The organism is Rhodococcus sp. A14 (assembly GCF_011603105.1).
Lineage (GTDB): Bacteria > Actinomycetota > Actinomycetes > Mycobacteriales > Mycobacteriaceae > Rhodococcus_F > Rhodococcus_F opacus.
Genome location: NZ_JAAOQS010000005.1, coordinates 83,455 through 108,075 on the forward strand (window position 1 = coordinate 83,455; position 24,621 = coordinate 108,075).

Below are 24,621 nucleotides of genomic sequence, written 5' to 3' on the forward strand. Positions count from 1 at the left end.
CCACGTCGGCAGCAACCCACGAGGAGCAAGAACAATGGCAGTGGTGATTCTGTACGGCAGCGAGGGCGGAACCTCCGAACTGGTGGCCGACAACATCGCCGACGTGCTCGGCGACTACGGCGACACGTCCCTGTACGACATGATGGAATTCGACGCGGGCGACCTCGACCCCGAGAACTTCCACGTCATCGTGTGCTCCACCTACGGTGAGGGCGAATTGCCCACCGGCGCGGAACCCTTCTTCGAGGGCCTCGAGGAGGACGAACCCGACCTCACCGGGATGCAGTTCGCGCTGTTCGGCCTCGGCGACAAGGTGTACGAGGAGACCTACAACCGCGGCGGCGAGATCATCGCGGAGAAGCTCGTCTCCCTCGGCGCGGTCCAGGTCGGCGAACACGGCAGGCACGACGGGTCCAGCTCGATCCGCCCGAAGGATCAGGCCGAGGAGTGGGCCAAGAACATCGGCGAGGAATTCCTCGGATAGCACCTCACACGGGTAGCCGCGACTGCACGCTCCGCACCCAGTCGCGGCTCCCGTCGAGGTAGCGGTCCCGCGCCGACGCGAACAGGCGGACACTGTCGGCGCCGGGCCAGGCCCCGGGCAGCATCCCGGCAGGCAGGCCCGGGTCGATGTACGGGATGATGCGCCATTCGTCGAGCAACGGGACGAAGCGGACGAATGCGTCGCGCGGCGACACCTCCTCTGCGGCAGACAGAGCGGCCCGGTGGCGGTCCAGGAAGTCGCGGTGCCGCGCGGCGATGCCGTCCAGGTCCCACCACCGCGTCGCCGCGTCCCCCATCGAATCGGGGACGAACACCGACGTGGACACGAACGTGGTCACGTACTCGGACAGGCCCAGCGCGGCGACGATGTCGTCGACCTCGCGGGCGAGGTACTCGGGGGCGATCCACAGGCCGGGCGACACGGTTCCGCAACCGATCCAGCCGAGCCGTCTGCGCAACTGGTGCCGCACCGCCCGTTGGGATTCGGGGATGGTGAACGAGATCAGCCGCCAGGGATCGCTGTCCGCCATCTGACGGAAGCCGAAGATCCGCGGATCGCCGCGTCTGAACATCGCCTCGGCCTGCTCGGTCACCTCGTATCCGCTCCGCCCGTCGCGGGTCAGCGGCCGCAGCACCCCCTTCTTCTTGAGGCGGGCCACCGCGATGCGCGTCGATTCGGACGGGATACCGACGGCGTGCATCAGTTCCACGAAGTCGGCGATCGCCACCCACCCGCCGAGGTCGCGCACATACGCGCCGAGGACGGTGCGGATCAGGGACGTCGCGCTGCCGGGCCGCGAATCGAAGTCGTCGAGGATCGCGCTCGCCGGTTCAGTCGGTGAGTTCATCACGGATCGCGAGTATCCCGGTGCACACCTCACCGAAGCTCGTGCTCAGCGGGCTCAGGCCGAGCCGCAGGCCCTGCGGGGCCCGGAAGTCGGGGATGACACCCTTCGTCCACAGTCGCTCGACGACCGCCTCGAACCGCGGGTGGTCGATGATGACGTGACCACCCCGCTCGGCGGAATCCACCGGCGATCCGATCTCCACGCCCAGCGGAACCAGTAACTCGCGCACGAGGTCGAGTGCGTACTCGGTGAGCGCGATCGACTTGGCGCGCACGGCCTCCATGCCGACGTCATCGAGGAGTGCGAGGGTGTCCTGCAGCGCGATCATGCCGAGGACCGACGGCGTTCCGCTGATCACGCGCCGGATGCCGGGCGCCGGTCGGTAGCCCTGCTCCATCGCGAACGGGTTGTCGCGGCCCATCCAGCCCCAGATCGGCTGCACGAAGTCCTGCTGATGGTCTGCACGAACGTAGGCGAACGCCGGTGAGCCCGGCCCGCCGTTCAGATACTTGTACGTGCACCCGACCGCCAGATCGACACCCCACGTGTCGAGTTCGAGGGGAACCGAGCCGACGGAGTGGCACAGGTCGAGCAGCAGGAGCGCACCGGCCTCGTGTGTCACGCGAGCGGCGCCGGCGGCGTCGACCAGGTAACCCGAGCGGTAGGCGACGTGGCTGAGCACGACGAGCGCGGTGTGTTCGGAGACCACGGACTTCAGGTCGTCGACGGTGACGCCGCCCCGGGTATCGGACTCGATCCACCGGAGCGTGAGCCCGAGTTCTCCGGCGACGGACTCGAGCACGTAGCGGTCCGTCGGAAAGTTGTCGCGGTCCACGACGATCTCGGTGCGGTCCGGGCGCAACGCGAGCGCACCGCGTGCCAGCTTGTACAGCAGGACCGTCGTCGAGTCGCCGATGGTGGTCTGTCCGGATGCCGCGCCGAGCACCACCCTCGCGAGGGTGTCACCGATTGTGATCGGCAGGTCGTACCACTCCTCGTCCCACCCGCGGATGAGCCGGCCGCCCCACGACTGGGTGACGAAGGCGGTGACCTGCTCGGCGCTCGCCTTGGTGGGCCGTCCGAGCGAGTTGCCGTCGAGGTAGGCGGGCACCGAGGGGTCGTCGGCGCCGATGAACAGGTCGCGATACGGGCGCAGCGGGTCCGCGGCGTCGAGTTCGGCGGCGCGGGCGGCCGGCACATCGGTCGAGGTAGTCATCATCGTCCGATCTCGGTGCGCACGGCCAGCAGTTCCGGGAAGAACGTCAGGTCCAGTGCCTTCTGCAGGAAACCCACTCCGCTGGATCCTCCCGTTCCGGATTTCATCCCGATGGTCCGCAGCACCGTGCGCATGTGGCGGAAGCGCCACAGCTGAAAGTTCTCCTCGAGGTCGACGAACTCTTCGAAGGCCTCGTAGACGGCCCAGTGTTCGTCGTGGTTCTCGTAGACGAACTTGATCAGGGGCAGCAGGTCTTCGTTCAGCGTGTAGGCGGTGGTCACGTCACGGTCCAGTGCGGAGGCCGGCACGTCGTACCCGAGCCGCGACAGGCACTGCCAGAACGCGTCGTACAGGCTCGGCTCGGTGAGGAGCCGTTCGAGCAGATCGTGGGCGGCGGGATCGGCGTCGAACACCGTCAGCATTCCGGCGTTCTTGTTGCCGAGCACGAACTCGACGGCGCGGTACTGGTACGACTGGAACCCGGACGAATTGCCGAGGAACTGGCGGAACTCCGAGTACTCGGTGGGGGTCAGGGTGGCCAGGACCGACCACTGTTCGGTCAGCGTCTTCTGGATGTGCTTGACGCGCGCCACGCACTTGAGCGCCCGGCCGATCTCGTCCTCGTCGAAAGCGGCTCGGGCGGCGAGTGTTTCGTGCAGGACGAGCTTCAGCCAGAGTTCGGTGGTCTGGTGCTGGATGATGAACAGCAGTTCGTCGTGATGTTCCGGACGGCTCACGGGCTTCTGCGCGCTGAGCAGGGTGTCGAGGTCGAGGTACGACCCGTAGCTCATCCGCTCGCTGAAGTCGGTGACGATGTCCTTCTCGATGGCTCTGGTGTTGGCCTGCACGCCCATGACCGTCCTCACTGCTGGTGTTCGAGTACCGGGCTCCCGACCTTCATATTACATAATCGTGGCGACCGCTATACAGATGTCATCAGCGAAAAGTACGGTGGGCTCGTGACCGAACCAGCGCGCAGAGTCGACATCGTCTTCGCCCCCGGCGTGGTGGCACACCGCGGAACCGCGGAGGAACTCGTGGGCCGGGCGCTGGATGCACGCGGCCTGACCGGTGAGTTGACGTTCGCCGCGGACACCGCCGGGCTGGAGCGGGCCGTGCGGTCGGCGGCGCGGCGAGGCGAGTTCGTCGTCGTGCCCGGCGCCGGGGCATCCTTCACCGCCCCGGCCGGCGGGGCGATCCGCGTCGATTTCGGAGAGTGCGAGGCCGACCGCTCGGCGGGCGCCCGGGTCCACATCCGGGGGCGGGGACTCGACGGACTCCGCTACGCCGTCGACAGCTGGTACCACCACCGCTTCCACCCCGGGCGGATCGTCCGGTACGGCGACCACCCCGATCAGCGAGTGGAACTGCGGATCCCCGATGGCGACGGCCCCTTCCCCGTCGCCGTGCTGATCCACGGCGGATTCTGGCGTCCTCGTTGGGAGTCCGACCTGACGGACGCGCTGGCAGTCGGCCTGACGGCCCGCGGGTACGTCACCTGGAACGTCGAGTACCGGCGAGGCGGGGAGAACCGTTGGGCCGCAATGGCGTCCGATGTCGCCGACGCTGTGCAGGCCGTCGCGACCGTCCCGGAAGCGGACCCGGAGCGTCTCGTGATCCTCGGCCACTCGGCCGGTGCTCAGCTCGCGCTCCGCGCCGCCGCCGACGCCGCTGCCGAGGAGGCAGCGGTTCGTCCGGCACTGGTAGTCAGCCTCGCCGGGGTGCTGAATCTGCGACTCGCCGGCGAACGCCACCTCGGTGAGGGCGCGGTGGCGGACGCCGTCGGCAGCGACTGGGCCGGCGACCGTGCGACGTACGAACGGTCGTCGCCGATCGCTCGACTGCCGCTGGGCATCCCTCAGCTGGTGGTGTGCGCCGTCGACGACGAGCCGGACATGCTGGAGATGAGCAGGGAGTACCACGAAGCCGCCGCGGCGACCCCCGACGACGTCGTCCGGATCGAGGGGCCCGGCGATCACTTCACCGTCGTCGATCCGGAGAGCGAGATCTGGCGAAGGACCGCCGAGGCGATCGACGCCCGGATCAGACCTCGGACAACGCCGACTCCGCCGCCCGCAGCCCGGCCCCGGCCCGGCCGCGGAGCAGATCCGCGCACCTCTCGGCCATCGTCATGACCGTGATGTTCGGGTTGACGTGCGGCAGTTTCGGCATCGCCGACGCATCGACCACTCGCAGTCCTCGAACCCCCTTGACCCGCAGTTCCGGGTCGAGCACCGCCATCGGATCGTCGACACCGCCCATACGTGCCGTGCCCGCGGGGTGATACACCGTGTTGTGGGTCTTGTGGATGTAGTCGAGGATCTCGGCGTCGGTCACCGCATCGGGTCCCGGCGCCAGTTCGCGGGCAATCCACCCGCGTAGCGCCTTCTGCTCGGCGATCTTCCGGGCCAGCTTCACCCCGGACAGCATCACCCGGTCGTCGTGGCCCTCGCTGTCGGTGAAGTACCGCGGATCGACCTTTGCGCGATCCCGGAAGTCCCGCGACCGCAGCCGGACCGTTCCGCGGGAGCGGCCCTGAGTGACGTTGGGTGTCAGGCAGAATCCGTTGTCGGTGGTCGGGTAACCCCACCGCAGGGTGTTCATGTCGAACGGGACGCTGCCGTAGTGCATCATCAGGTCGGGATGGTTCAGGCCCTCCCGGGTGGTTGCGAACAGGCCGATCTCCCACCACTGCGTCGATTCGGTGACCATCGGCTGGGACGCCTCCCAGAACACGAGCCCCTCGACGTGATCGTCGAGGTTCGAGCCGACTCCGGGCGAGTCGACGCGCACGGGAATCCCGAACTCCGCGAGATGCTCCGCCGGACCGATACCCGACAGCATCAGCAACTTCGGGGTGTCGATGGCCCCGGCCGTCACCACCACCTCCCGTCGCGCCGACACCGTGTCGTAGCCGGTGAGGTCGGGACGCTGGTACCGGACGCCCGTCGCCGTCTGCTGTTCGTCGAACAGGATCTCGCTCACCCAGCAGCCGGTCCGAACCTCCAGATTGGGCCGGGTTCCGAGGATCGGGTGCAGGTAGGCGTGCGACGACGACATCCGGGTGCCGTCCTCGGACGCGTTGATCTGGAACCACCCGGCGCCGTTGAGCACCGTTCCGCCGCGGTTGAACGCGACGGTCGGCAGTCCCACGGCGGCGGCGGCGTCGAGAACCGCTCGGCCGCACGGGTCGTTCGGCGGGACGTCGCGCAGCCGCACCGGCCCGCTGCGGCCGTGGCCGTCGCCGGGGGCGTCGTTGCTTTCCAGCCGGCTGACGTACGGGAGGATGTCACGCGCACCCCAGCCCGACGCCCCCATCGCCTCCCAGTCGTCCAGTGCCTCGGCGGGCGGCCAGAATGCGATACACGAGTTGTGGGACGAGCAGCCGCCGAGGACTTTGGCCCGGGCGTGCCGCATGAAGCTGTTGCCCTTCTCCTGCGGCTCGACGGGGTAGTCCCAGTCGTACCCGGAGTCGAGAAGATGCATCCACTGGGACAGCTCGAGGATCGCGCGGTCCCCGACGTCGGACGGGCCCGCCTCGAGCAGGCACACCGTCACCGACGGGTCTTCGCTGAGACGCGCCGCGAGAGCGCATCCCGCGCTGCCGCCGCCCGCGATCACGTAGTCGAATTCCCCTGCAGTGCTCTTCGATTCGCCGTCGGTCATCGGGCGAGCTCCTTGTCGTTCGGTTCGGATTCCGGCGCGGGCGTTACCACCGCCGCGCAGTGTGACGTCAACGTTCCGATGTGGTGCCGGCCGGTGGTGAGGTACCACAGCAGGCCGAACCCGAGGATGACGCCGATGTAGACGAAGGCGCCCCAGGTGTTGTACCAAGGTTCGCCGTACACGGCCTCCCGCGGCCAGGCAAGGTTGAGGGCCATCCCGATTCCCCACACGAGCGCGACGATGTTGACGGGTAGTCCCCATCTGCCCATCGTGAAGTAGCCGCCCTCCTTCAGGTCCCGCGGCGGCCACTCACCCCGCAGCCTCTTCTTCAGCATCGGTCCGGTCACCATCAGGTAGGCCAGGTAGATCATGATGATCGCGATGGAGGTCAGCACGGTGAAGATGTGCGGCTGGCCGATGTTGACCACCAGGATCAGCGCGGCCACCACCCCGATCGTCACCGCGGGCACGACGGGTGTCCGCGTTCTCGGGTGCACGCGGGCGAGCCGCTCGCCGAACGGGAGTGCGTTGTCGCGGGCCATGGCGAAGGTCAGCCGGATGGCGGCGGTATGCACCGCCAGCGAGCAGACGGTCACCGCGATCACGATGCACACCAGGAAGATCGTGCCCAGCGGCCCCCACATCACCTGCTCGACGATGTACTGCAGGCTGCCGTCCGACGCGCCGATCTTCGGATCGTCGAGGTCGGGTGCCGCCATCACGGCGAACACGAGGATCGCGCCGCCGATCACGAACGACGCGAGGATTGCGCGGAAAATCGCCTTGGGGGCGGTGCGGCGGGGTTCGACCGTCTCCTCGCCCAGCGAACTCGCGGTGTCGAAGCCGTACATCACGTAGCCCGACGCGAGCGTCGCCACCAGGAACGCGCCGAGATATCCACCGCTTTCGCCTGCGCCGTACCCGTGGGTGGAGAAGAACACCTGCGGGCCGCGGGTCATGTTGGCGGCGAGGATGATCGCGATCAGCACCGCCGCGATGATTTCGATGAACACACCGGCACTGTTGATCATCGCCATGAGACGGACACCGAGCGCATTGACGACGGTGGTGAAGCCGATCATCACGGTCCCGAGAATGACGGCGTTGGTGGCGAAGTCGTGTTCTCCGGTCCCGTCACCGACGATCTGGAAGCCGCTCCACAGCCGCGGCAGGTTGAGCTGCAGCGCCAGCACAACGGCCGACAGGGTGACGATCGACGCGGTGAGCATCAGCCAGCCCGCGGACCACCCCACTATTCTGCTGCCGAGCGTCTTCGCCCAGTTGTACACGGAGCCGGCGATCGGATACTTGGCGGCCAGCTCCATGAAGCACAGTGCCACGGCGAGCTGGCCGACGAACACCAGCGGCCACGACCACAGGTAGGCGGGGCCTGCGGTGCCGAATCCGAAGTAGAACAACTGGAAGGTGCCGGTCAGAATGGAAATGTAGCTGACGCCCGCGGCGAAGCTCGCGAACTTGCCGATACTGCGATCGAGGGACTCCTTGTAGCCGAAATCCTCGAGTCCACTGTCGTGATCGCCGGTCGTATTGTCGGTACTGGTCATTCGATCACTTCCTGAGAAGTTGAGTGGGCCTGCTCGCGCGCCCTGCCGGGGCACGTCAGGTCGCGGTGAACCAACCCGCGGCAGGCGAGGTCGTGTTGTTCCAGATGTGTTTGACTTCCTGGTATTCGGAGAGCCCGGCGGGTCCGAGTTCGCGGCCGTTGCCGGACTTCTTGAATCCGCCCCATTCCGCCGCCGCCGTGTAGTAGCCGAAGTCGTTGAGCCACACGGTCCCGTGGCGCAGGCGGCGCACCACCCGTTCGCCCCGGGCGGCGTCCGACGTCCGGACTCCGGCGGCGAGGCCGTACTCGGTGTCGTTGCCGAGCCGGACCGCGTCCTCCTCGGTGGTGAATCTCTCGACCGTGAGAATGGGCCCGAACGTTTCCTCCTGCACGATCCGCATGGAGCGGTCGCAGTGGTCGAAGATGGTGGGCAGGTAGTAGCTGCCGCCGTCGAGCGCGGGATCGGCGGGCCGGGAGCCACCCGTCCGGAGCGTCGCACCTTCGGAGATACCCAGTGCCACATAGTCTTCGATCTTGTCGCGCTGCGCCGCCGACACGAGAGGTCCGGTCTCACTGCTGGGATCGAGCCCCGGGCCGACGCGGATGGCCTCGGCGCGTGAGACGAGGGCGGCGACGAAGTCGTCGGCGATCGACTCCTCCACGATCAGCCGCGTCCCGGCCGAGCACACCTGCCCCGAGTGCAGGAAGACGCCGGTGAGCACCTGGTCGACCGAGGACTCCCATTCGGCGTCCGCGAACACGATGTGCGGGTTCTTCCCGCCCAGTTCCACGGCGACCTTCGTGACGTGCTTCGCGGCCATCTCCAGGATGGTGGTGCCGGTCGCGAGTCCACCGGTGAACGAGATGAAGTCGACGTCACCGGTATCGGTCAGCGCGGGGCCGAGGTCGGCGCCGCTGCCCTGCACGAGGTTGACGACACCGGCGGGCACACCCGCCTCCTCGATCAGCCGGGCGAACGCGATCGTGCTCAGCGGCGTGACCTCACTGGGCTTGAGCACCATCGTGCAGCCGGCGGCCAGCGCGGGTGCCACCTTCCAGGAGATCTGGAGCAGCGGGTAGTTCCAGGGTGCGATGAGGACGCACACCCCGATCGGTTCGCGAACGACCCGGGAGACGACCGCGGGGTCACCCACGTCGACCACTCGGTCGCTGGAGACGAGGGCGAGCCGGGCGTAGTACCGGAATACCGAGACGACGTCGTCGATGTCGATTCGGCTCTCCACCAAAGTCTTACCGGTGTCCAGCGTCTCGATCCGCGCCAATTCCTCCTTGTCGCGCTCGAGGAGATCTGCAATGCGCGACAGGAGCGACGATCGCACGGCGACCGCCGTCTCCGGCCAGCCCCCGGCATCGAAGGTCGCCCGGGCCGCCAGCACGGCTCGCCCGGCGTCTTCGGGTGACGCCTCGTCGACCGTGGCGATCACGTTCCCGCTTGCCGGGTCGATGCAGTCGCGGGTGCGCCCCGACGTCGCCGCGACCCACTCCCCCGCGATGAAATTCACCTTCCCGAACAACCTCGGGACGTCGAGATCCGCGGACAGTGCCGACATCTTCATACTGTGTCCGAAACCCTCTCGTGTGCAGACTTTTTCGATGAACCGACGATGAGCGGATCGCGGGAGACGTCCCGATACAGCGAGAAGCACAATCCGATCATCACCAGAAGGAACGGCGCCGCCGCGATGATCGTCATCGTCTGCAGCCCCTGAAGGGCGTCCGAGCCGCCGGTCCAGAGGATGAGTGCCGCGGTGCCCCCGGTGAGGGTTCCCCAGAAGATGACGACCCACGTGCTCGGTTCTCGTGCACCCCGCTGCGACAGCGTGCCCATCACCAGCGACGCGGCATCGGCGCCGGACACGAAGAAGATCGCGACCAGCACCATGACCAGCACGGTGGCGAATCCGGTCAGCGGTAGATGGTCGAGCATCCCGAACAACTGGCCTTCGGTCGACGAGCGCGCCGCCAGGTCGACTCCGTCCTGCTGCTGTCCGATCCCTGCGCCACCGAACACCGCGAACCACACGAGGCTGACCGAGGTGGGAATGACGATCACGCCGATCACGAACTGCCGGATGGTGCGGCCGCGGCTGATCCGGGCGAGGAACATTCCGACGAACGGAGTCCACGACACCCACCACGCCCAGTAGAAGATCGTCCACGACGACAACCAGGACGCCGTGTCGTCGCCGGCACTCGCGGCCGTCCGTCCCGACATGGTGGCGAGCTGCGCCGCATAGTCCGCGATCGCGGTGGGGAGCAGATTGAGGATGAGGACGGTCGGACCGAGCACGAACACGAACAGCGCGAGAATCACCGCCAGCACCATGTTGATGTTGGACAGCCAGTGGATGCCCCGCGCGACTCCCGACACCGCCGAACCGACGAACGCGAATGTCAGCAGCCCGACGAGGGCAACGAGCGCGAACGTGCCGACGTTGTCCATCCAGCCGATGATCTCGAGGCCGGAACCGATCTGCAGTGCGCCGAGCCCGAGCGACGCGGCAGTGCCGAACATCGTCGCGATGATCGCGAGGATGTCGATGACCTTCCCCACGGCGCCTTCCGAGCGGCGGCCGAGGAGAGGGAAGAACGCGGCGCTGATGAGTTGCTTGCGGCCGCGCCGGTAGGAGCCGTACGCAATCGACAACCCGACGACCGCGTAGATCGCCCACGGATGCAGCCCCCAGTGGAACATCGTCGTGGCCATCGCCGACCCCACCGAGCCGTCCGTTCCCGGCGGCGGGCTCACCAGATGGGCGAGCGGTTCGGCGACGCCGTAGAACATCAATCCGATTCCCATGCCGGCGCTGAACATCATCGCGATCCAGCTCACCGTGCGGAACTCCGGTTTCTCACCGTCGCGGCCGAGCGGAATCCGGCCGTACCGGGAGAACGCGAGGAACAGTGAGAAGACGACGAACGCCGACGACGCGGCGATGAACAGCCAACCGAGGTCGGCCACCAGCCAGTCCAGCGCCGCGGTCGACACGACCGAGAGGTTCTCCGGTGCCAGCAGTCCCCACAGGATGAGTCCGACACCGAGCGCCGCGGCCGTGCCGAACACCACCTTGTCGACGCTCCGCCGCCCCTCGCCGCCGGACGGCGCCGCCGGCTCCTGCTCCTGGTGCCGGGGTTGCGGATCGACATCGTTCACCCTGGGAGAGTCGGTCACCCTCGGTTGCTCGCCGGCGTAGGTCATCGGGGATCCCCGCTCAGCCTTTCGAGTAGCCAGTCGTGGAATTCGCCGATGTGGTGTTCCGCTGGCACCAGCACACCCCCGTTCCGGTACGCCTTCGACGCCATCGTGGGCTGGGTCCGCTCACAGGCGTCGAAGTCCTGCTGGTTGACCCGGTGGAACAGCTCCACCGAACGGGAGACGTCGCGACCCGAGGCGGTGACCTCCGGGGAGTACAGCCAGTCGCATTCGACGACGGTGCGATCCGCGGACACGGGGTACATGCGGTGGAAGATGACGTGGTCGGGCACGAGGTTGACGAAGACCTGCGGCCGGATCGTGATGGCGTAGTACTTACGGTCCTGGTCGGGACTGATGCCGGACAACGAGTCGAATCCGCCGCTTCCGTCGATGGTGAATCCCTCGACGTCGTCACCGAAGGCGGCACCGTGCCCCACGAAGTACTGTGCGGCAAGGCCGTCCGCGAACTCCGGAAGTACCTCGGTGAGCTCCGGGTGGATGGTCGCGCAGTGGTAGCACTCCATGAAGTTCTCGATGATCAGCTTCCAGTTGGCCGCGACGTCGTAGACGATCCGGCGGCCGAGTTCCAGGGTTCCGATCTGGTACCGGTCGATGGCCGCCGGATCACCGAGTCGTTCGGTGACGGCGCCGACGACCTCGTCCTCGAACGACGGCGGTTCGTCGGCCAGGCACACCCACGCGTAGCCGAGCCATTCGCGAAGCGCGACCGGCACCAGTCCGTACCGCACCCGGTCGATGTCGGCTCCGGTCTCGTCCCGCAGCGCGGCCATGTTGGGGGCCGCCACCAGTTTGCCGTCGAGTCCGTACGTCCACGCGTGGTAGGGGCACTGAAGGTTTCTGCGGATCTGCCCTTCGTCCTCGGTACACAGCATGGCGCCGCGGTGCCGGCAGATGTTGAGGAAGGCGCGCAGTTCCCCGTCGCGGCCGCGGACGAGGAGCACGCTCTCCCGGCCCACCGTGACCTTCCGGAAGGCTCCGGGGTCGGCGAGATCGGCGGCGCGGACGGCGCAGAACCACATCGCCTCGAACAGGTTCTCCTGTTCGTCCGTGAAGATGTCGGCGTCGGTGTAGTACCGGCCACCGAGGGTGGGGATCAGTGCCGGTGCGGGCGCGGAGGCGGGAGCGGGGGCTTGGACGTCCGGAGCGGACATAGATGTCACCGTTTCTTTCGTTGCCGGGAAAGATGCGTGTCGGTCGAGCTGTGACCTGATGTCTGTGTGCGTAGGGAGCGCAGATCGCAAGGGGCGTCGTTGCCGAGTGTGACGACATGTGTGCCCGATCCGCGGCGACCGTTCGGACAGCGGGCAGCCGTTCCTGCCGAGTCATCGCGGCGTCAGCATTGTTGCGTCATCAGCAACGCTATGCGATTTACACAACTTAGACTGTGGCCCGCGGACGTGTCAAACATCACATTCGGCACTTCTTTCGCGGACGCGACACGACCGAAACACCGCGTTAACCGCAGACGGCCGAAACCCGGGCAAACGGGACTATCCGTTCGTCCCACCTTGAGGGAGAAGCACTTCCGGGCGTTCAGTCACCCGTTCCGACGGATTGCTGCGCTTCGATCCGCGCGACCGCGTCGGCGAGTTCGAGCGCCACGGCCTCGAACCGCTCGGGTGCGAGGCGGTACTCCGGCCCGGATACACAGATCGACGCGACGATCCGGTTGGTGACCTTGCTCCGCACCGGCACGGCGATGGAATTGAGCCCCGCTTCGAGTTCCTCGGCCGTGGACGCCCACCCTCGCGACCGCACGCGCTCGAGTTCGACGTCGAACGCCCGGAAGTCGGTGATCGTGTTGGGAGTGAGCGGGCTCAAGTGCGGCCCCAGCCGGCTCCGGAGCTGGCCGGACGTCAATTCCGAGACCAGGACCTTGCCGGTCGCGGTCGCGTGCGCCGGGGTCACCTGACCCACCCACGTACGCAGCGCGACGTGGCGATCACTGCGGGCCTCGAGCACGTTGAGGGTCGCCGCACCGTCCAGCACGGCGAGGTTGACCGTCTCCCCGAAGGCGTCGGCCAGGCGGTCGCACTCCGGCTGCGCAACCTCGACGAGCCCGCTCTGCGCGACCGTGGCCTCAGCCAATCGCACCACCGCGAATCCGAGCTGATACTTGCCGCGGACACCCGCTTCCTCCACGAATCCTCGTTGCTGCAGCGATGCGATCAGGCGTGACACGGTCGATTTGTGCACGCCGAGCCGCACGGCGATCTCCGAGGCGCCGACACGGCCTTCTGCCGCGACGATCTCGAGTACGTCGATGGCGCGTTCCACCGCGTGCACGGTCTTCGCCTTTCCTTCCGTTCCCTGGGCCGCGGGCGCCGTTGCCTCGGATTCACTCATGCCCCGAGGTTATGCCCACCGACTTCGGGAACGCAGTTTTTACACGCGAATGCTTGACACCGTGGGGCAGCACCGGAGAGCATTGTGTTGCACACCTTGCAAGTCGTCGCGCATAGCGCAACAACCGCTCCACAACTTGTCCTTCCTCCCCGACGCTTTCGGAGGTATCGAGTGATTCTCGATAACGATTCCCCAGTTGTGACCCACCCCGGCGCCACGGCCTTCCCCGTGTGCGAACTCGTGACACTGCCCGTGGGCGAAGTCGTCACGGTGACCCCGCCGGGCATGGCTGCCATCTCCGTCTTCCACACCTCCGACGGTCTGTATGCCATCGACGACACCTGCACCCATCAGGACGCCTCCCTCGCCGACGGCTGGGTCGAAGGCTGCACCGTCGAGTGCCCGCTCCACGAAGCGTGCTTCGACCTGCGCACCGGAGTGCCGTCGGGTCCGCCGGCCAAGATCGCAGTCCGCACACACGATGTGTCGATCGTCGACGGCACCGTGCTGCTTCATCTCGAAGAGAAGGGCGACGCCCGATGAACACTGTCCCGAATTCCATTGTGGTACTAGGTGCTTCACTCGCCGGATTGTCGGCGGTCCGCGCACTGCGCGAGAAGGGATACGCAGGTCGCCTCGTCGTGGCCGGGAGCGAGCAGTCCCTGCCCTACGACCGGCCGCCCCTGTCCAAGGAATTTCTCACCGGCGACCTGACCGACGAGGACCTCCTGTTGATGAACAGCGACGACGACACACTCGACGTCGAATGGCGCATGAACCGAACGGCCACCGGTCTGGTTCGCTCCCCCGACGGGATCCACCGCGTCACGTTCGACGACGGGTCCCACTTCGACGCCGATGCCGTCGTCGTCGCGACGGGCGCGCGCGCCCGGACCCTGCCCGGACACTCCCGTCTCGCCGGCGTGCACACTCTCAGGTCGGTCGACGACGCACGCGCACTGCGGGATTCGCTGTCACGTGCGCAGAACCTCGTCATCGTGGGAGCCGGTTTCATCGGAGCGGAGGTGGCCTCCAGCGCGGCCGGCATGAGCCTGAACGTCACCGTCGTCGAGGCCTCGCCCACGCCCCTCGCCGGCCCGCTCGGCATCGAACTCGGGGCGATCTGCGCAGGACAGCATGCCGCACACGGCGTCCGGCTCCTCACCGGGGCAGTCGTCTCCGCACTGCTCGGTGACGACGCGGTCGAAGCCGTCCAACTGAGTGACGGAACGATCCTCCCCGCGGACGCCGTGGTGGTCGGAATCGGGGCCGTCCCCAACGTCGAATGGGCAAGCGATTCGGAACTGATGATCGAAGACGGTTTCCTCACCGACTCGTCGTGCCGCACGAACGTGCCCGGCGTGTACGCGATCGGCGACTGCGCACGGACTTTCGACGACGCCCACCAGGTGCACCACCGAAGCGAGCACTGGAGCAACGCCGTCGCACAGGCCGCCACCGTCGCCGACACGATCATGGCCACACCGTCCGGGCCCGCCGCGATCCCGTACTTCTGGTCCCACCAGTACGGCAAGATGCTGCAGTTCGCCGGGACGAGACACAGCACCGACGAGGTCCGATTCGTCGACGGCGACCCCGGAACCGGTACGTTCGTGGCCACCTACGACCGGGACGGCGACACCGTCGGCGTCTTCGCGATGAACAGTCCCCGGCTGTTCACCCGGTACAAGAAGCAACTCGCCAGGTCGCGGGCCTGATGCCGGCGCTACGAGACGGCATAGCCCAATCGGCTGCTGATCTGCTGGGACGTGTCGAGTGCGGCGCGGGCGACGTCCTCGAACCGTTCCGGCAGCAGCCGGTAGGCGGGGCCGGACACACTCAGAGCAGCAATCATTTTCGACGTGTAGTCCCGGATCGGGACGGACACCGCGTTCAGCCCGAGTTCGAGTTCCTCCTCGGATTCCGCCCACCCCCGCTCGCGAATGGTTTTCAGCGATTCCACGAGCGCAGGCACATCGGTGAGAGTTTTCTCCGTGAGAGCAATCGGAGTTTCTCCCACCCGCTCCGCGAGTTCGCTGTCGGACAATTCCGTCAGCAACAACTTTCCACTCGCCGTCGCATGTGCCGGGCTGCTCTGACCCACCCAGGTATTGGTACCGACGCCGGACGGACCGTCCGCTTTGACGATGCTCACCGATCGATTGCCGTCGAGTATCGACACATTGACGCTCTCTCCGACAGTTTCCGCCAGTTCGGCGCACAATTCCTGACTCTGCCGCACCAGATCGCCGTCCGGCGACGCGGTGCGGGCCAGACGGACGATGGAATTGCCGAGCTGGAATTTTCCCCGGTTCTTCAATTGGGCGACGTAACCTCGCGAATCCAGAACGGCGACGAGGCGCGACGCGGTCGACTTGTGGACACCCAGCTCGTCGGCGATTTCCGTGACGCCGGCGGTACCGAGCCTGGCCAGGATTTCGAGTACCGCCAGCGCGCGGTCCACTGACTGCACAGCGCCGGACGGCCGGCTCCGATCTCCATTCGAGTTATCGTCCAATTCAGTCATCGCGACTTCAGGATAGGCGACATCACCGTGCGACGGTTACCTCCATCCACACCCGGTTCCGCGTCATCACCGTCGCGCACGGTGCACATTTCCGCGGTCGATCGCGGAATTGCTGCTATTTCCTCAACCAATCATCGTGGAATTACCCGCAATTCGAGGTTGACCCCCTTACTCTTCCCGACCTAATGTGTTGATATATCAGTTGTCGATGTCGGGTTGGATCAGTCCGATCCGTTTCGCAATTCACAGTTCTTCCCGGCGCCGTTCGAGCCAACACCGAACACCGAATCTCCCGCTACCTCGCCACACACAGGCACCCACCCAACCAGGAGGACCATTATGGGGTCACCGCGCGTAGTGATCATCGGAGCCGGCATCGTCGGCGCGAACCTGGCCGACGAGCTCACCGCTCGCGGCTGGGATCGGATCACGGTTCTCGACCAGGGACCGTTGCCGCTCACCGGAGGCTCCACGTCACACGCACCGGGCCTGGTGTTCCAGACGAACGCGTCCAAGACGATGACCGAATTCGCCCGGTACACGGTGGAGAAGTTCGTCGGACTCGACGTGGACGGCGAATGGTGCTTCAACCAGCTCGGCGGGCTCGAGGTGGCCACCACCCCCGAGCGACTCGCCGATCTGCACCGCAAGCAGGGCTGGGCCACCTCCTGGGGCATCGAGGGCGCCGTCCTCGACCCGGCCGAGTGCGCGAAGCTGCACCCGCTGCTGGACGAGAAGCGGGTTCTCGGCGGGCTGTACGTGGAGACGGACGGCCTCGCGAAGGCGTCCCGTGTCGTCGTCGCGCTGGCCCGGCGGGCCGAGGCCCGCGGTGCCGTGTTCCAGGGTTCGACGAAGGTGATCGGCATCGAACAGAGCGGCGGCAAGGTGACCGGCGTCGCCACCGCCGACGGTGTGATCCCCGCCGACATCGTGGTGTCCTGCGCGGGCTTCTGGGGTCCCGACATCGGCGCGATGGTGGGCATGGACGTCCCGCTGCTTCCCCTGGCGCACCAGTACGCGAAGACCGAGCAGATTCCCGAACTCGTCGGCCGGAACACCGAACTCGCCGAGGCGGGCTTCCCGATCCTGCGCCACCAGGACCAGGATCTGTACTTCCGTGAGCACGTCGACCGCCTCGGTATCGGCACGTACGCTCACCGCCCGATGCCGGTGAACCTGCGCGACCTGGACGCGAGCGACGACGTGTCCGCGTCCGACATGCCGTCGATGCTGCCGTTCACGGAAGAAGACTTCGCGCCGTCGTGGGAGCAGAGCAAGTTGCTGCTGCCGTGCCTCGAATCCGCGAAACTGGAGGCCGGTTTCAACGGGGTCTTCTCGTTCACCCCGGACGGCGGACCGCTCATCGGCGAGTCCCCGGACGTCGCCGGGTTCTGGATCGCCGAGGCAGTGTGGGTGACACACTCCGCCGGTGTCGGCCGGGCGGTCGCGCAACTGCTCGTCGACGGCCGCTCCGAGGTCGAACTGCACGGCTGCGACGTGCACCGCTTCGAGGAGATCCAGCTCGCACCCGACTACGTCAGCGAGACGTCGCAGCAGAACTTCGTCGAGATCTACGACGTGCTGCACCCGCTGCAGCCCAAGGAGTCTCCCCGCGACCTGCGAGTCAGTCCCTTCCACGCTCGCCAGAAGGAACTCGGCGCCGTGTTCCTGGAGAGCTCCGGCTGGGAGCGCCCGCACTGGTTCGAATCCAACGCCCATCTGGTGCAGGACCTTCCGGCCGAATGGCAGCCGCCGGCCCGGGAACCGTGGGCGGCGATGTTCCACTCCCCCATCGCCGCGGCCGAGGCCTGGCGCACCCGCACGTCGGTGGCGATGTACGACATGACACCGCTGAAGCGGCTCGAGATCAGCGGTCCCGGCGCGCTGGCCCTGCTCGACCGGCTGACGACCGGCAAGATGGACAAGTCCGTCGGGTCCGTCACGTACACGCTCGCGCTCGACGAGACCGGTGGCGTCCGCAGCGACCTCACCGTCACGCGACTGTCCGACACCGTCTTCCAGGTCGGCGCCAACGGCAACCTCGATCTCGACTACTTCCGCCGCCAATCTCCGGACGACGGCAGTGTGCAGATCCGGGACATCACCGGCGGCACGTGCGGGATCGGGTTGTGGGGTCCGCGAGCCCGGGATCTGGTGCAGGCGCTGAGCTCCGACGACTTCACGAACGAGAACTTCAAGTATTTCCGCGCGAAGCAGGTCCGCATCGGCGGTGTTCCCGTCACGGCGATGCGTCTGTCGTACGTCGGCGAACTCGGCTGGGAGCTGTACACGTCCGCCGACAACGGTCTGCGACTGTGGGATCTGCTGTGGGCGGAGGGGCAGAAGTACGACGTCATCGCCGCGGGCCGCGCCGCGTTCAACAGCCTGCGGATGGAGAAGGGTTACCGCTCGTGGGGCAGTGACATGACCACCGAGCACAACCCCTACGAGGCCGGTCTCGGTTTCGCGGTCCGACTGCAGAAGGGCGACTTCCGTGGGCGTGACGCGCTCGACGGCGTCTCCGACGAGACGGTGGAGCGGCGCCTGGCGTGCCTCATGATCGACGACCGCACGTCGGTGGTCCTCGGCCACGAGCCGGTGTTCGTCGACGGACAGCCCGCCGGGTACGTCACGAGTGCCGCGTTCGGTCACACGGTGGGGGCGCCGATCGCCTACGCCTGGCTTCCCGCGAACGCGACCGTCGACACCGCGGTGGAGATCGAGTACTTCGGTCGCCGCATCCCGGCAACGGTCGTGGCCGAGCCGCTCGTCGACCCCGAGATGAAGAAGATCCGGTCATGACCCTCCGAGACGACACGATCGCCGGATTCCTGGACTCGCTCGCCGCTCGGACTCCCGCGCCCGGCGGCGGCGCGACCGGCGCGCTCCACCTCGGCCAGGCAGCCGCGCTGGTCTCGATGGTCGCCCGCTACACCACCGGCAAGAGGTACGCCGACCACGGGATGCTCGTCGAACGCATCTGCGCCTCAGCAGATGCGTTCCGCGAGAAGGCACTGCAGTTCGCCGAGGACGACATGGCGGCTTTCACGGCCGTCATCGACGCCTACCGCCTCCCCCAGGACACGGACGACGAAACGGGTGCCCGCACGTCGGCGATCGCGACCGCCCTCGCCGGCGCCGCCGCGGTCCCCGCCGAGGTGGTGGTCGCGGCAGGCGACGTCGTCGCACTCGCCGACGTCCTGCTGCCGGTGGCGAACCGCACCGTCGTCAGCGACGTCGCGGCCGCCGCCGAGGCTGCCCGCGCAGCCGCCACCACCGCCCGGGTCAACATCGAGGTGAACCTGCCGGGTATCACCGATCCGGATACCCGCCGGGCCCTCACCGAGTGCCTGTCCGGCGTCGACGCGATCGTCGAGCGTGCCGACGCAGTCACGACACGAGTACGAAAGCAGCTGAGTGCATGACCAGAAGCCTCGGTGGCGCCGAACTCGCCACCTCCATCCGCAACGACGCGTCCGTCGCCGCCGCAGCCCTCGCCGAAATCGGGGTCCGGCCCAAGCTGGCGGTCGTGCAGGCCACCGACGACGAATCGACCGCCTGGTACGTGCGTTCCATCGCGTCGGCCGCGAAACGCACCGGAATCCTCTGCGACATCGTCGATCTCGGCGCCGCGGCGTCGACCGAGCAGATCCGCAGCACGCTCGTCGAACTCGGCCACGACCCGGACGTCCACGGAATCATCCTGCAGACACCCCTGCCGGACGAAACCGACCTCGACGCCCTCCGGGAGGCGATCAACCCCGCCAAGGACGTCGACGGCGCGAACCCGGTCAGCCTCGGCCGCCTCGTCGCGCGTCTGCCCGCGTTCGCGCCCGCCACCGCACAGGCCGTGATCGCCCTCCTCGATCACCACGGAATCTCCCCGCACGGCAGGACGGCCGCGGTGGTCGGCAGATCGACGGTCGTCGGAAGTCCCGTCGCGCATCTGCTCGTGCAGCGCAACGCGACGGTGACCGTCTGCCACCGGCACACCACCGACCTCGCCGCCGGCACCCGTGACGCCGACATCCTCGTCGTCGCCGTCGGCATTCCCGGACTGATCACCGCCGACCACGTCGCCGACGGCGCCGTCGTCATCGATGTCGGGACCACCGCGACCGCGGACGGCCGACTGCTCGGTGACGTCGACGCCGCGGCCGTCGACGGCCGGGCGGGCGCGCTGACCCCGGTCCCCGGCGGGGTGGGACCGGTGACCACGGCGTTGCTGCTCAATCACACGGTCGACGCCGCCGCGACCCAGTACGCCCAGACTCGATCGGACTCCCTGCTCTCCGGGTTCCGTAGCAGCGTCTGACTCCGTCTCCACCCCTTGACCCGCTCGTCCAGCCTGAAATAGCATGGGCCCATTCTGATATATCAGTTCGCTCGGACTGACACCTTAAGTAGTGACACCATAACCAGTCCGGCATCGAGGAGACCCACATGACCCAGACCTTCACCCTGACGCTCAGCTGCGCTCAGCGTCCCGGGATCGTTCACGCAGTCAGCTCCTTTCTCTTCGAGCAGAACTGCGATATCGCCGAGCATCAGCAGTTCGACGACACCCGGAGCGACGCATTCTTCCTCCGCACGTCGTTCGTGTCGGCGGAAGATGTCGACATCGAGCGCCTCACGGCGGAATTCGGGAGCGTCGCCGCGAAATTCGGCATGACGTTCAACTTCAACGGCAGCGACCTGCCCCGGGTGATCGTGATGGTCTCCAAGATGGGTCACTGCCTCAACGACCTCATCTTCCGCTGGCGAGCAGGCAACCTCGGCGCCGAACTCGTCGCCGTCGTCTCCAATCACGAGGTGCTGCGACCGATGGCCGAGGCCGCCGGGCTGCCGTTCGTCCACGTCCCGGTCACACCGACCACCAAGCCGCAGGCCGAGGCCCGGCTGCTCGAACTCGTCGAGGAGTTCGACGCGGATCTCGTGGTCCTCGCCCGGTACATGCAGGTGCTGTCGGACGACGCGTGCCGCGCGCTACGCGGACGGGCCATCAACATCCACCACTCGTTCCTGCCCGGTTTCAAGGGCGCCAAGCCCTACCACCAGGCGTTCGATCGCGGCGTCAAGCAGGTGGGGGCCACCGCCCACTACGTGACACCCGATCTGGACGAGGGTCCCATCATCGAGCAGGAAGTCATCCGCATCGACCACTCCTTCGACCCGGCGCGACTCGCCACGGTCGGGCAGGACGCCGAGGCCCTCGCGCTGTCGCGGGCCGTGCGCTGGCACTGCGAGAACCGCGTCCTGCTGCACGGTCATCGGACGGTCGTCTTCAGCTGAGGCGCTTCGCGCCCGTGCGCCTTTTTGGTAGCTCCCGCTACCAAAAAGGCGCACGGGCCGGAGGCCTACAGCAGGTCGCGGATGGCCTTCTCGAAACCGGCGACGTGGGCGAGGGTGAGGGACGAGGCAGTGCTCTCGTCGCCGTCGACGATGGCCCGGAGCAGGGACACATGCTCGCGGACGTGGCTGGCGACGTCGGGCAGCCGGTCGAGGAAGAGGCACCAGATGCGGGTGGCATGCGCGTCGAGGCTGACGAGGATGTCCTCGAGGTGAGGGTTCCCGGACGCCCGGTAGATCTCGCGGTGGACGCGCACGTCCTTGCGCAGGACTTCGCGCGGATCTTCGCTGTCGTCTATCTCGGCGATCTCGTCGGCGAGCGCGGTCAGCCGGGCTCGCGCGTCCGGGGACGCCGTCCGGGCCGCCCGGGCCGCCGCGGTGGGTTCGAGTTGCTTGCGGATCTCGGAGATGTCGGCGAGGTCGGTCATGTCGACGGCGGTGGCGAACGTGCCGCGACGCGGGTAGGCGACGACGAGACGTTCCCGCTCGAGGCGCTTGAGCGCTTCCCGTACCGGTGTCCGGCCGAATCCGAGTTCCTCGGCGAGACGGTCGTCGTTGATCGGTTCGCCGGGCCGGATGTCCAGCATGACCAGGCGTTCGCGCACGATCTCGTACGCGCGGTCGGCGTTGGTGCCGCCGTTCGACGCCGTGTCCGCGACCGATGAATGCGCCAGGCTCATGTTCCGTCTCCCTGATTTTCCGGAGCTATTGACCTTTGTCCGGTGCTGACCTTACTCTACTTTCCAGTTGATATATCAGTTCGAAGTCAACTGACCTTCCAGAAAGGCGAACCATGACCGTGGACACCGCACACCTCACCGAGGTGGCAGCAGCGAACCCGACGCTGACTCATTCGCTCGCCGATCTCGACCCCGCCGTGCACCAGGCGATCGCGGCCGAGCTCGAGCGACAGCAGGGCACCCTGGAAATGATTGCCAGCGAGAACTTCGCCCCGCTCGCGGTGATGCAGGCGCAGGGGTCGGTACTGACGAACAAGTACGCCGAGGGCTACCCCGGACGCCGCTACTACGGCGGATGCGAGCACGTCGACGTCATCGAGCAGCTCGCCATCGACCGCCTCACCGCACTGTTCGGTGCGAAATTCGCCAACGTGCAACCGCACTCCGGAGCGCAGGCCAACGCCGCCGCGATGTCGGCACTGCTGAAGCCCGGCGACGGCATCCTCGGCCTGGACCTCGCGCACGGCGGTCACCTCACGCACGGAATGAAGCTGAACTTCTCCGGCAAGCTCTACGACGTCGCCGCGTACCACGTCCGCGAGGACGACCATCTCGTCGACATGGACGAGGTGGAGCGTCTGGCCCGGGAGCACCGCCCGAAGCTGATCCTCGCCGGCTGGTCCGCCTACACACGCCAGCTCGACTTCGCCGCGTTCCGTCGCATCGCCGACGAGGTCGGCGCGTACCTCATGGTCGACATGGCGCACTTCGCCGGACTCGTCGCCGCCGGACTGCATCCCTCCCCCGTCCCGCACGCCCACGTGGTCACGTCGACGACGCACAAGACGCTCGGCGGTCCGCGCGGCGGTGTCATTCTCACCAACGACGAGGCATTGGCGAAGAAGTTCAACTCCTCGGTGTTTCCCGGTCAGCAGGGTGGTCCGCTCGAGCACGTGATCGCCGGCAAGGCCGTCTCGTTCAAGCTCGCCGCCGAGCCCGAGTTCCGGGAGCGTCAGGAGCGCACGCTCGCCGGTGCGAAGATCCTCGCCGACCGCCTGCTGCAGGACGATTCGCGGGAGGCGGGCATCAACGTCGTGTCCGGCGGCACCGACGTGCATCTGGTGCTGGTGGATCTGCGCGAGTCCGAGCTCGACGGTAAGCAGGCCGAGGACCGGTTGCACCGAGTGGGAATCACGGTGAACCGCAACGCGGTCCCGTTCGACCCGCGGCCGCCGATGGTCAGCTCCGGGGTGCGTATCGGTACTCCCGCGCTCGCGACCCGCGGTTTCGACCTGGACGCGTTCACCGAGGTCGCCGACATCATCAGCTACGCGCTGCGGCCGGCCACCGACGAGGCCGGGCTCGACGAACTCCGCGGCCGCGTCGACGCTCTCGCGCTGCGTTTCCCGCTCTACCCCGACCTGACGGAGGCGAACTGATGAGTGCCACCCAGCCCCCCGGCGCCCACCTGCCCGACCATCCCGACTTCCTGTGGCGTAACCCGGAACCGAAGAAGTCGTACGACGTCGTCATCGTCGGCGGCGGCGGGCACGGCCTCGCCACCGCGCACTACCTGGCGAAGAATCACGGCATCACCAATGTCGCGGTGTTGGAGAAGGGCTGGCTCGCGGGCGGCAACATGGCCCGCAACACCACGCTGATCCGGTCGAACTATCTGTGGGACGAGAGCGCCAAGATCTACGAGCACGCCCTGAAGTTGTGGGAGGGCCTCGAGGACGATCTCGATTACCCGATCCTGTTCAGCCAGCGCGGCGTCCTCAATCTCGCGCACAGCCTGCAGGACGTCCGCGACAGCGTCCGCCGGGTGGAGGCGAACAAGCTCAACGGCATCGACGCCGAGTGGGTCGGACCCGACGAGGTCAAGAAGCTGTGCCCGCTGGTGAACATCTCGAGCGACATCCGCTACCCCGTCCTCGGCGCGACGTATCAGCCGCGGGCCGGGATCGCCAAGCATGACTACGTGGCCTGGGGTTTCGCGCGCCGCGCCGACGAGGCGGGCATCGACATCATCCAGAACTGTGAGGTCACCGGGTTCGTCACGGACGGCAACAAGGTGACCGGGGTGAGCACCACCCGCGGCGACATCGCCACCGGTCAGGTCGCGCTGTGCGCGGCCGGGCACACCTCGACGCTCACCGACATGCTCGGCATCGCCACCCCCGTGCAGTCCCACCCGCTGCAGGCGCTGGTCTCCGAACTGCTCGAGCCCGTGCACCCGACCATCGTGATGTCCAACGCCATCCACGTCTACGTCTCGCAGGCGCACAAGGGTGAATTGGTGATGGGCGCCGGTGTCGACTCCTACAACGGGTACGGCCAGCGCGGCGCGTTCCACATCATCGAACGTCAGATGGCGGCCGCGGTGGAGTTGTTCCCGGTGTTCGCCCGCGCGCATCTGCTGCGCACCTGGGGCGGCATCGTCGACGTGTGCCCCGACGCCTCCCCGATCGTCGGACGCACCCCATACGACAACGTGTATCTCAACTGCGGTTGGGGCACCGGCGGATTCAAGGCCACCCCGGGGTTGGGCTGGTGTCTGGCGGACACCATCGCGAACGACGAACCGCACGAGTTCATCGCACCGTTCAGCCTCGACCGGTTCGTCACCGGCGCCCTCGTCGACGAGCACGGCGCCGCGGCCGTCGCGCACTGATCCCCCGTC

At 67.3% G+C, this 24,621-nt stretch carries 21 protein-coding genes; 10 read left to right on the top strand and 11 right to left on the bottom strand.

Translation table 11 applies throughout. The features are described 5' to 3' along the window. Positions 1-34: 34 nt before the first annotated feature. Positions 35-484, top strand: coding sequence for a flavodoxin domain-containing protein (locus G9373_RS04655; protein ID WP_005253993.1), 450 nt, complete (start codon positions 35-37; stop codon positions 482-484). Positions 485-488: 4 nt separating this feature from the next. Here the strand turns inward: G9373_RS04655 and G9373_RS04660 are convergent, their stop codons facing one another. Genes G9373_RS04660 through G9373_RS04670 form a run of 3 tightly spaced genes read right to left on the bottom strand, consistent with a single transcriptional unit; the run spans position 489 to position 3,422 of the window. Next, positions 489-1,352 (bottom strand): PaaX family transcriptional regulator C-terminal domain-containing protein, encoded by an 864-nt coding sequence (locus G9373_RS04660; protein WP_167114100.1) that lies wholly within the window; start codon positions 1,350-1,352, stop codon positions 489-491. Next, positions 1,336-2,571, bottom strand: coding sequence for an aminotransferase class V-fold PLP-dependent enzyme (locus G9373_RS04665; protein WP_065491945.1), 1,236 nt, complete (start codon positions 2,569-2,571; stop codon positions 1,336-1,338). The genes G9373_RS04660 and G9373_RS04665 overlap by 17 nt, the downstream gene beginning before the upstream one ends. Continuing rightward, complete coding sequence (locus G9373_RS04670) at positions 2,568-3,422, bottom strand: tryptophan 2,3-dioxygenase family protein (protein WP_005252409.1); 855 nt, start codon at positions 3,420-3,422, stop codon at positions 2,568-2,570. The genes G9373_RS04665 and G9373_RS04670 overlap by 4 nt, the downstream gene beginning before the upstream one ends. 105 nt (positions 3,423-3,527) lie before the next feature. Between G9373_RS04670 and G9373_RS04675 the strand changes: the two genes are divergently transcribed. Further along, positions 3,528-4,703: an alpha/beta hydrolase gene (locus tag G9373_RS04675; RefSeq protein WP_167114102.1), complete on the top strand. Its 1,176-nt coding sequence runs from the start codon at positions 3,528-3,530 to the stop codon at positions 4,701-4,703. On the opposite strand, the gene G9373_RS04680 is transcribed toward G9373_RS04675, so the two are convergent. The 6 genes from G9373_RS04680 to G9373_RS04705 form a co-directional block, all read right to left on the bottom strand. Further along, the gene (locus G9373_RS04680; protein ID WP_120660562.1) at positions 4,612-6,234 is read right to left on the bottom strand and encodes a GMC family oxidoreductase N-terminal domain-containing protein; all 1,623 of its coding nucleotides are present in this window, start codon (positions 6,232-6,234) and stop codon (positions 4,612-4,614) included. The genes G9373_RS04675 and G9373_RS04680 overlap by 92 nt on opposite strands. Beyond that, on the bottom strand, positions 6,231-7,799 hold the full coding sequence (locus tag G9373_RS04685) for an APC family permease (RefSeq protein WP_005253988.1): 1,569 nt from the start codon (positions 7,797-7,799) through the stop codon (positions 6,231-6,233). Before G9373_RS04685 ends, G9373_RS04680 begins: the two co-directional genes overlap by 4 nt. Before the next feature lie 55 nt (positions 7,800-7,854). Next, complete coding sequence (locus tag G9373_RS04690) at positions 7,855-9,375, bottom strand: aldehyde dehydrogenase family protein (RefSeq protein WP_206031575.1); 1,521 nt, start codon at positions 9,373-9,375, stop codon at positions 7,855-7,857. Continuing rightward, a complete protein-coding gene (locus tag G9373_RS04695) occupies positions 9,372-11,018 on the bottom strand; it encodes a BCCT family transporter (RefSeq protein ID WP_167114105.1) in 1,647 nt (548 codons plus the stop codon). Before G9373_RS04695 ends, G9373_RS04690 begins: the two co-directional genes overlap by 4 nt. After that, positions 11,015-12,187 (bottom strand): aromatic ring-hydroxylating dioxygenase subunit alpha, encoded by a 1,173-nt coding sequence (locus G9373_RS04700; RefSeq protein ID WP_005573691.1) that lies wholly within the window; start codon positions 12,185-12,187, stop codon positions 11,015-11,017. Before G9373_RS04700 ends, G9373_RS04695 begins: the two co-directional genes overlap by 4 nt. Positions 12,188-12,569: 382 nt before the next feature. After that, positions 12,570-13,382, bottom strand: a complete 813-nt coding sequence (locus G9373_RS04705; protein ID WP_005573693.1) for an IclR family transcriptional regulator — start codon at positions 13,380-13,382, stop codon at positions 12,570-12,572. A gap of 198 nt (positions 13,383-13,580) precedes the next feature. On the opposite strand from G9373_RS04705, the gene G9373_RS04710 reads away from it, so the two are divergent. Then, positions 13,581-13,925, top strand: coding sequence for a bifunctional 3-phenylpropionate/cinnamic acid dioxygenase ferredoxin subunit (locus G9373_RS04710; RefSeq protein ID WP_005253983.1), 345 nt, complete (start codon positions 13,581-13,583; stop codon positions 13,923-13,925). Beyond that, entirely contained in the window at positions 13,922-15,100 is a 1,179-nt protein-coding gene (locus G9373_RS04715; RefSeq protein ID WP_005253982.1) for an FAD-dependent oxidoreductase, read from the top strand. Before G9373_RS04710 ends, G9373_RS04715 begins: the two co-directional genes overlap by 4 nt. A gap of 8 nt (positions 15,101-15,108) precedes the next feature. Here the strand turns inward: G9373_RS04715 and G9373_RS04720 are convergent, their stop codons facing one another. After that, the gene (locus tag G9373_RS04720) at positions 15,109-15,909 is read right to left on the bottom strand and encodes an IclR family transcriptional regulator (RefSeq protein WP_043793547.1); all 801 of its coding nucleotides are present in this window, start codon (positions 15,907-15,909) and stop codon (positions 15,109-15,111) included. A 339-nt stretch (positions 15,910-16,248) separates the two neighbouring features. Here G9373_RS04720 and G9373_RS04725 point away from each other — a divergent pair, with 339 nt between their 5' ends. The 4 genes from G9373_RS04725 to purU all read left to right on the top strand — a co-directional run bounded on the left by G9373_RS04725 (position 16,249) and on the right by purU (position 21,201). Further along, on the top strand, positions 16,249-18,711 hold the full coding sequence (locus G9373_RS04725) for an FAD-dependent oxidoreductase (protein ID WP_043793549.1): 2,463 nt from the start codon (positions 16,249-16,251) through the stop codon (positions 18,709-18,711). Beyond that, positions 18,708-19,334, top strand: a complete 627-nt coding sequence (locus G9373_RS04730) for a cyclodeaminase/cyclohydrolase family protein (protein ID WP_054247197.1) — start codon at positions 18,708-18,710, stop codon at positions 19,332-19,334. Before G9373_RS04725 ends, G9373_RS04730 begins: the two co-directional genes overlap by 4 nt. Then, positions 19,331-20,224 (top strand): bifunctional 5,10-methylenetetrahydrofolate dehydrogenase/5,10-methenyltetrahydrofolate cyclohydrolase, encoded by an 894-nt coding sequence (locus G9373_RS04735; protein ID WP_054247199.1) that lies wholly within the window; start codon positions 19,331-19,333, stop codon positions 20,222-20,224. Before G9373_RS04730 ends, G9373_RS04735 begins: the two co-directional genes overlap by 4 nt. A gap of 128 nt (positions 20,225-20,352) precedes the next feature. After that, positions 20,353-21,201 carry a formyltetrahydrofolate deformylase gene (gene purU, locus G9373_RS04740; RefSeq protein ID WP_005572856.1) on the top strand — a complete coding sequence of 283 codons (849 nt, stop codon included), beginning with the start codon at positions 20,353-20,355 and terminating at the stop codon, positions 21,199-21,201. Between the two features lie 65 nt (positions 21,202-21,266). Here the strand turns inward: purU and G9373_RS04745 are convergent, their stop codons facing one another. After that, a complete protein-coding gene (locus G9373_RS04745) occupies positions 21,267-21,938 on the bottom strand; it encodes a GntR family transcriptional regulator (protein WP_005253976.1) in 672 nt (223 codons plus the stop codon). 113 nt (positions 21,939-22,051) lie between these two features. On the opposite strand from G9373_RS04745, the gene glyA reads away from it, so the two are divergent. Both glyA and G9373_RS04755 read left to right on the top strand, forming a co-directional pair. Next, positions 22,052-23,377, top strand: a complete 1,326-nt coding sequence (glyA, locus tag G9373_RS04750) for a serine hydroxymethyltransferase (protein ID WP_005253975.1) — start codon at positions 22,052-22,054, stop codon at positions 23,375-23,377. Beyond that, positions 23,377-24,612, top strand: coding sequence for a sarcosine oxidase subunit beta family protein (locus tag G9373_RS04755; RefSeq protein ID WP_054247201.1), 1,236 nt, complete (start codon positions 23,377-23,379; stop codon positions 24,610-24,612). Before glyA ends, G9373_RS04755 begins: the two co-directional genes overlap by 1 nt. The last annotated feature ends 9 nt before the right edge of the window (positions 24,613-24,621 follow it).

Coding starts and splice junctions, on each gene's coding strand:
- G9373_RS04720 (WP_043793547.1), bottom strand. CDS start 15,909: ATGACTGAATTGGACGATAACTCGAATGGAGATCGGAGCCGGCCGTCC.
- G9373_RS04725 (WP_043793549.1), top strand. CDS start 16,249: ATGGGGTCACCGCGCGTAGTGATCATCGGAGCCGGCATCGTCGGCGCG.
- G9373_RS04705 (WP_005573693.1), bottom strand. CDS start 13,382: ATGAGTGAATCCGAGGCAACGGCGCCCGCGGCCCAGGGAACGGAAGGA.
- G9373_RS04730 (WP_054247197.1), top strand. CDS start 18,708: ATGACCCTCCGAGACGACACGATCGCCGGATTCCTGGACTCGCTCGCC.
- G9373_RS04755 (WP_054247201.1), top strand. CDS start 23,377: ATGAGTGCCACCCAGCCCCCCGGCGCCCACCTGCCCGACCATCCCGAC.
- G9373_RS04680 (WP_120660562.1), bottom strand. CDS start 6,234: ATGACCGACGGCGAATCGAAGAGCACTGCAGGGGAATTCGACTACGTG.
- G9373_RS04685 (WP_005253988.1), bottom strand. CDS start 7,799: ATGACCAGTACCGACAATACGACCGGCGATCACGACAGTGGACTCGAG.
- G9373_RS04695 (WP_167114105.1), bottom strand. CDS start 11,018: ATGACCTACGCCGGCGAGCAACCGAGGGTGACCGACTCTCCCAGGGTG.
- glyA (WP_005253975.1), top strand. CDS start 22,052: ATGACCGTGGACACCGCACACCTCACCGAGGTGGCAGCAGCGAACCCG.
- G9373_RS04715 (WP_005253982.1), top strand. CDS start 13,922: ATGAACACTGTCCCGAATTCCATTGTGGTACTAGGTGCTTCACTCGCC.
- G9373_RS04670 (WP_005252409.1), bottom strand. CDS start 3,422: ATGGGCGTGCAGGCCAACACCAGAGCCATCGAGAAGGACATCGTCACC.
- G9373_RS04655 (WP_005253993.1), top strand. CDS start 35: ATGGCAGTGGTGATTCTGTACGGCAGCGAGGGCGGAACCTCCGAACTG.
- G9373_RS04665 (WP_065491945.1), bottom strand. CDS start 2,571: ATGATGACTACCTCGACCGATGTGCCGGCCGCCCGCGCCGCCGAACTC.
- G9373_RS04745 (WP_005253976.1), bottom strand. CDS start 21,938: ATGAGCCTGGCGCATTCATCGGTCGCGGACACGGCGTCGAACGGCGGC.
- G9373_RS04660 (WP_167114100.1), bottom strand. CDS start 1,352: ATGAACTCACCGACTGAACCGGCGAGCGCGATCCTCGACGACTTCGAT.
- G9373_RS04700 (WP_005573691.1), bottom strand. CDS start 12,187: ATGTCCGCTCCGGACGTCCAAGCCCCCGCTCCCGCCTCCGCGCCCGCA.
- G9373_RS04735 (WP_054247199.1), top strand. CDS start 19,331: ATGACCAGAAGCCTCGGTGGCGCCGAACTCGCCACCTCCATCCGCAAC.
- G9373_RS04690 (WP_206031575.1), bottom strand. CDS start 9,375: ATGAAGATGTCGGCACTGTCCGCGGATCTCGACGTCCCGAGGTTGTTC.
- purU (WP_005572856.1), top strand. CDS start 20,353: ATGACCCAGACCTTCACCCTGACGCTCAGCTGCGCTCAGCGTCCCGGG.